The 6,805-nt window shown below is 25.8% G+C and carries 7 protein-coding genes; all 7 read left to right on the top strand.

Annotation, left to right across the window (positions count from 1 at the left end):
- The first annotated feature begins 405 nt into the window (after positions 1-405).
- The 7 genes from OW729_RS14665 (at position 406) to OW729_RS14635 (ending at position 6,673) form a co-directional block, all read left to right on the top strand.
- Positions 406-711, top strand: coding sequence for a hypothetical protein (locus tag OW729_RS14665; RefSeq protein WP_268062299.1), 306 nt, complete (start codon positions 406-408; stop codon positions 709-711).
- 249 nt (positions 712-960) lie between these two features.
- The gene (locus tag OW729_RS14660) at positions 961-1,281 is read left to right on the top strand and encodes a DUF6442 family protein (protein ID WP_268062298.1); all 321 of its coding nucleotides are present in this window, start codon (positions 961-963) and stop codon (positions 1,279-1,281) included.
- 2 nt (positions 1,282-1,283) lie between these two features.
- A complete protein-coding gene (locus OW729_RS14655; protein WP_268062297.1) occupies positions 1,284-1,490 on the top strand; it encodes a helix-turn-helix transcriptional regulator in 207 nt (68 codons plus the stop codon).
- Between the two features lie 43 nt (positions 1,491-1,533).
- Complete coding sequence (locus OW729_RS14650; RefSeq protein ID WP_268062296.1) at positions 1,534-2,460, top strand: MBL fold metallo-hydrolase; 927 nt, start codon at positions 1,534-1,536, stop codon at positions 2,458-2,460.
- 311 nt (positions 2,461-2,771) lie between these two features.
- Positions 2,772-3,764: a helix-turn-helix domain-containing protein gene (locus OW729_RS14645; RefSeq protein WP_268062295.1), complete on the top strand. Its 993-nt coding sequence runs from the start codon at positions 2,772-2,774 to the stop codon at positions 3,762-3,764.
- 243 nt (positions 3,765-4,007) lie between these two features.
- Positions 4,008-5,168, top strand: a complete 1,161-nt coding sequence (locus OW729_RS14640; RefSeq protein ID WP_268062294.1) for an amidohydrolase — start codon at positions 4,008-4,010, stop codon at positions 5,166-5,168.
- A gap of 224 nt (positions 5,169-5,392) precedes the next feature.
- Positions 5,393-6,673, top strand: a complete 1,281-nt coding sequence (locus tag OW729_RS14635; RefSeq protein ID WP_268062293.1) for a hypothetical protein — start codon at positions 5,393-5,395, stop codon at positions 6,671-6,673.
- The last annotated feature ends 132 nt before the right edge of the window (positions 6,674-6,805 follow it).

Below are 6,805 nucleotides of genomic sequence, written 5' to 3'. Positions count from 1 at the left end.
GCCTTTCTTAATTTTTCTGTAGCAAGAAAATTATACTTCAAGGCTTGGTATTATCCACTATTTATTTTTTGGAAACTATAATATGGAAACTAATAAAGTTTTGTTTGTACAAAACTTAGGTAATTAATTATTTGAATGGTTATTAATCAAATTTGTTAATATTTTTAATCTATATTTAATATTTTGTGCTGTTGTCTTTAAAAAATACTTATTAAGATAAAATCTAAAATCAATAATGGAATTTGTTCTAGTTTTCGTAATGGATTAACCCTATTTGATAAATATGGAGATATAGAGTATACTATATTAAGGATATAAATGATATAAAGAAAGGTTAAAAAGGTTTTAACAGCAAATGATTTTATAGAACACAAACATTCAATAGGAAAATTAAGTAATCTAGAAGTGAGAATATGGTATAATTATCATGATAAAAATATTATTAATAAGATAGATAAATCTCTATCAATAAAACAGCAGGCTATTCAAGCTCATTTTTTAAGAAATAAATATAGAACTCAAGCTAGAAAGTTAATGAAAGATAGAAAGCTTGCGAAATATTTAGATACTAATAACTGTAATTTGCCCTTTGAATATTATGAAAATAAATATTTAAAACAGGGATATAGCAATAATTCTCTTTATGAAAAAATATTAGATGCTTCAACTAGATCAAATAAAACGGTAAACAAAATATTTGGAATAATATAAGTAATATATCTTAGACCAAATAGATTATTTAATTGTAAATAGTTTTTTAAACTAAACATTATTAATTGCACCCTAAGAAAAATCTTAGGGTGTTTTTATTAATGTTTAATTGTTGACAAATAAACTTATAATTAATTTAAGTTTACTTGATCAAATGTAAAGTTATATTATATTAATGACATGTATACTTGACAAAATAAAAAGAGAGGAGTACCATAAGTACATATATTGAGAGGAGTTTATTAATGTATGAAAAAAGAAGAAATTTTAGAAAAAAGTAAACGTGAAAATTTGTGGCAAGATGAAAGAAATAAACTAATATCAATAAAATCACAAAACTATGCGTTATTAATAGGAAATGCTATATTATTAGTAGTTATTCTTTGGAAACAAATTCATAAAATGCCACATGGTGAATTAATGGGTATTTTTGGAGTTCAATTTGCGGTTTCTATTCTTTATAAGTATAAGAATAAACCAGAAAGTAAATTGTATTTAATTGCAGGTATTATGATGTTAATTGCAGGTATTATATATTTGATAGATTTTTTTATTAATGGAGTTGGATAAGCATGGAAACCTTAGTATTAAAAAATAGATTAAAAGTTGCGAGGGCAGAAAAAAATTTAACACAAGGTGATTTAGCTGAAATTGTTGGTGTTTCTAGACAAACAATAAGTTCAATAGAAACTGGCCAATTTTGTCCTACTGCGAAGCTTGCGTTTGTTCTTTGCATTGCTTTGGACAAAAAATTTGAAGATTTGTTTTACTTTGAGTAAAATTAGCAGAATTTATATAAACTAAAGAGTAGGAGAAAGGACTATGAAAATAAAAAAAGTTAAAGGAAGTACATTTTGTATTGATACTGGAAGAACCTATATACCATTTTATAAAATTAACGATGAAGAAATAATTATGTTAGATTCAGGATTGGCAGAAGGTGAACGAAAAGGAATAGACAAAATTTTAGAAGAAAACAATTTAAATGTAGCTGCTATAGTATGTAGTCACGCTCATATAGATCATATAGGAAATGTTAAACACCTCAAAAATAAGTATAATAGTACTATTGTTATGCCAACTTATGAAGCACTTGAATGTAGTTCATTAATTAATCTTAAACTTTACAGAAGTAGCAGTTATACATTACCTTATGTAAAAGAACATTTTGGACATATGGTTTGTAAAACAGATATTATGATTTCAGATAACCAAAATAGTATATATGTATGTGGCATCAAATTTGAAATTCTTCATACACCAGGACATAGTCCAGCGCATATATGTATAGTTACCCCTGATAATGTTGCATATGTAGCAGATGCTTTAATAAGTTATGAAGTTATGAAAGATGCTAAAATGCCATATGTTTTTATGCTTAAAGAAGATTTAAAAAGTAAAGAGAAGCTTTATTCTTTAAAATGCAGTAAATATATAGTAGCACATAAAGGAATATATGATGATATTACAAATCTTGTTACAGATAATATGGATTTCTACAAAAACATAGCCCAAAATTTATATAATCTTATAAATGATTCTATGACGATGGAGCAAATTGTAAAATGTGCTATTAAAAATTGGAATATTAGTGTGAAGAGTATATATAAATATTCTATAATGGAGACAATAGTAAAATCTTATATAGAATATCTGATTGAAATAGAAATGATAGAATCAATCATTGAAGATGGTTCTTTAAAATACATAAAGAAATGTTCTTATAACAATGTAAAAATCTCATGTTAATTAAAATGTTTTATTATAAAATGAAAATTTATCCAGTATATAGTCAGCATAATACTTAAGTTTTGTTTAAAATAGAAATATTAGTATACAATGACTTTATTGTTTTATAACAAAAATAGCTTATTATATTTACATTAAGCTATTTTTTATTTGCTTAAAATTAATTGAAGATAGATTTATCTATATATACAATATAATAGATATGTTGCTTTTCGGAATAAAGGATAATATAATTTACATATATTGAAAATGAAAATCATTTAAAATTAATGTACGACTTTTTTATGGTGAATATGGGAGGTGATTTGATTTTGAATACACCAAAATGTATTTCAGATATGTATTATAAGTATATTGAAGAAGAATTAAATTATAAAATATCAGATGAATTGCTAGGCAAAAAATACGTTATTGACAAACAATTCGGGATGGGAAATTTCATTAGAATGAAAATAGAAGAGGGATTAGAAGTCTCTAGACTTAAAGCTGACAAAACTGAGATGAATTTTGATAATAGAGGACTTAGTGGCGATATTTTAGAGGTAGGTTATTGCTATAGTGGAAATATAAATATTTTAACTTTACCTGATAATGCAGAATGCATGATTAAAGCAGGAGATATTTTTATGTATAAAGTATTAAATGATGTAGATTATTTTAAATTTGAATATAATAATTGCAAAACTGTATCTATTCATATGAATTTTAATACTATTAAAAATATTGTGAATCCTATATGGGAAGATAAAATGATAACAGATTGGCAAATGTATATAAATGGTATATTTGAGAATGATATACTAAAAATTGAAAGAGCTAGTTATGAAATAAAAAAAATAGCAGAACAAATAGAACTTATTTCAATAAATAATATGTTAGACTATATGAAATTAAAGATTAAGGCAATAGAGTTTTTAGCAACCTTTCTTCAAGAAAAATCCCATATGCAAGATCCAACAAATTCGAAAAAATATGAAACAGAGATTATAATAAAAGCTAAAGATATAATAAATAAAAAGTTTGAAAACTCTCTATCCGTTAAGGAATTAGCTAATAATTTAAATATAAGTATATATAAATTACAGCAAATTTTTAAAAATAATACCGGAGATACAGTTTATGAATATATAAAGAAGGTAAGAATTGAAAAAGCTAAATATTTATTAAAAAATACAGATATGTCAATTTTGCAAATTGTAAATGAAATAGGATATGAAAATCCAAGTAAGTTTTCAAGTTTATTTAAAAGCTATAATAAAATGACTCCATTACAATATAGAAAAGTAAATATATATAAATACTAGGTGTTATAGGGCTTGCAATACTCCCTATGTCAATTGGGAAAGTCCTTGGTATTTCGAAGAAAATGGCATTTACAGTTTCACTTACTGCGCTTTATGGATTTTTATAAAATTATATATACGTGATTTTTAAAGTTATGTATACTTTATTTAATGTATAATGGCACTAATGTTATAAGCATCATAGGTAAGAGATAATTGATACTAAGAAGACCAAAAATTTCTATTTTAAAGGGGGCAATTTGAATGGATATAATGGTTTTAACAGAAAAATATGAGGATTACATTATAAAAATGAGAAGAGAATTCCATAAAAATCCTGAGCCAAGTTGGGGCGAAGTTTGGACAACCAAAAGGATAGAAGAAGAATTAGAATCAATGGGAATAAAAACAAAAACTTTTGATAGAACCGGTATTATAGGAACACTAAATGGCAAAAAAACAGGAAAAATGGTAGGACTAAGAGCAGATATAGATGCTCTTTCAATTGAAGAAAATACAGGTCTTCCATTTAAATCAAATAATAAATTTATGCATGCATGTGGACATGATTGTCATGTAGCTATGTTACTTGGGGCTGCAAAGGTATTATCTGAAATAAAGGATAAATTAGAAGGAGATGTAAGATTTATTTTTCAACCATCTGAAGAAATTGCAGAAGGTGCAAAATATATGATAAAAAATGGTGCACTTGATGGTGTAAATGGTATATTAGGGATGCATATTTGGGGAAATATGGAATCGCCTAAAATTAATATTGAAAAAGGTCCTAGAATGTCATCAGGAGATATATTCAAAATTAAAGTAAAAGGAGTGCCTGCTCATGGCTCGCAGCCACACAGCGGGGTAGATGCAATTGTTACAGCATCAGCTATAGTTATGAATTTACAATCAATTGTAAGCAGAGAAACAAATCCACTTGAACCTGTAGTTATAAGTATAGGGACAATAAAAGGTGGAGATAGATTTAACATAATTCCTGATGAAGTTGTCATGGAAGGTTCACCAAGAGTGTTTAATCTTAAACTTAGAAATCAACTTGAAGAAAAAATGAGAAGAGTAATTGAAAATACTGCAGAAGTTTATAGAGCAAAGGCTGAATTAGAATATATTTATGCAACAATTCCAACAATCAATGATGCTAATATAGCTAAAATTGGTCATGATTCAGTAGAAAAATTATATGGAGAAGATGGACTTATATCAATGGAAAAAATGACAACTTGCGATGATTTCTGTTTCTATGGTCAACATGTTCCTGCTGCTTATGCATTTATAGGAGGAGGAAATAAGGAGAAGGGATTATGGTATTCAAATCACAGTGATAAATTTAACATAGATGAAGATGCTTTACAAAGAGGAACCGCATTATATGCACAATTTGCAGTTGACTTTTTAAGTAAATAGGATTTTGAGTTATAAATAAATATAGTAGTGATTAAGAGTACCTAATTATAGGTGGACAATTCTACCTATAATTTTTTTTGATAATTTATAAGATTATTAACTTATTTGTATATATAAACCAGTAAAGGTATAAACATGTTAAGAAAAATTACGATAATTATATAAATAGGTAATGTATTTTAATATATAATTATTAAATTTAATTAAAGCGAAAGGAGTTAAATATGGTGATTCATGTAAATAAAACATGTTTTCCTAATGTGAACAACTGTAAAATAGAAATAAATAAAATATTTAAAACGCAAAAAATGAAGATATCCAGTGTAACAGAAGAAGAATTATTGGAAAATAGAAGAAAGCTATATGCAGAAAAAATAAAGTCTGATGTAGCAGAAAATTATCGGGCAGGTTTATACTCATCTCCTAATTCTAGTAAAATAGCTTTAGACGAAAATTATGAGGTATCACCTGTAGATATTTATAAAGATTATACTTTTACAGATCCACAATTTATAACTAACTTTGTGGCAAAAAAAAGTTTTTATGAAGACATAATTAAAGAAAAATATTCAGGAAAAGAATTGGAAGAAAAACTTGGTGAATTAGATAAAGTTTCTAATGAAGCTATAAATAAGTTGTCTGAAGCATTTGCAAAAGGAATAGGCAATTTTTTAAATGGAGATCTAGGTTGGCTTAATGAAGAATTTTCATATACAGCGTCCCCTGAGAGTAAAAACAATCAACAAAATTTTAATGTGAAAGAATTTCAAAGTCATATTATTGATGTAATAAAAAATGAGAAAAAGATATTTGAAAATATAAAAACACAAAACTCGGAAGAATGGAAACAAGTATTAAATAATTATGGAGATGGATTAGAAAATTTCACTACTAAACTTGATAGTCTTTCAAGTTTAAATTCAATTAATAATTGTAATAAAATTGAAGATATGAGTTATAGCGATATTAAGGCAGTTGGTAAGGTAATAAATGCTTTAGGTGGAGGAATATATACTAATTCGCCAGAAGTTTTAGGAGCATACCTTGGACAAATGAAACTTAAAGGTGATATTATGTTAGAAAATTGTAATATATCCAGTGAAGTAAAGAAAACAGTATCAAATGCAATTTCACAAAATATTGCTAAGAAGATTATTAATTTTTCACGTTATAATAATGCAATAGGTGGAACTTCTTTTAGCGGTTTAAAGGGAAAAGTAATTGATTCATTCGATTCTTTCTCAAAACTTTATAATACTAACATACAACAATTTGGTATTGAGTATTCTAATAGTTTAAATACACTTCTAAGGTCTTTACTTGTAAGAAATTCATATGAATCTGAATCACCATATGATAATAAAGTTCAATTTGCAAATAGTATAATAGATCAACAAGTAAGTGATTGGAATAGCTTTTTAGATAAACTGAAAATAGATAATGATACAAAAAAATATTGCTATATAAATGGTCTTAGTGGAAATATAATCGATTCTAAGTTTTAAATCATATTATAAAAATAAAGTTATAATTTAAATAATATATCTTCATAAAGTAAATATAATTGTGTTTAAGAGTACTTACTTAGTTTGGTACTCTTTTTATTTTTATTTGCTTTGAATCGCTTTTACGAAGTG

Source organism: Clostridium brassicae (assembly GCF_026738875.1).
In the GTDB taxonomy this organism is placed as follows: domain Bacteria; phylum Bacillota; class Clostridia; order Clostridiales; family Clostridiaceae; genus Clostridium_H; species Clostridium_H brassicae.
Note: the sequence above shows the minus strand (reverse complement) of the source record. Positions and strands in the feature narration are given on the sequence as shown.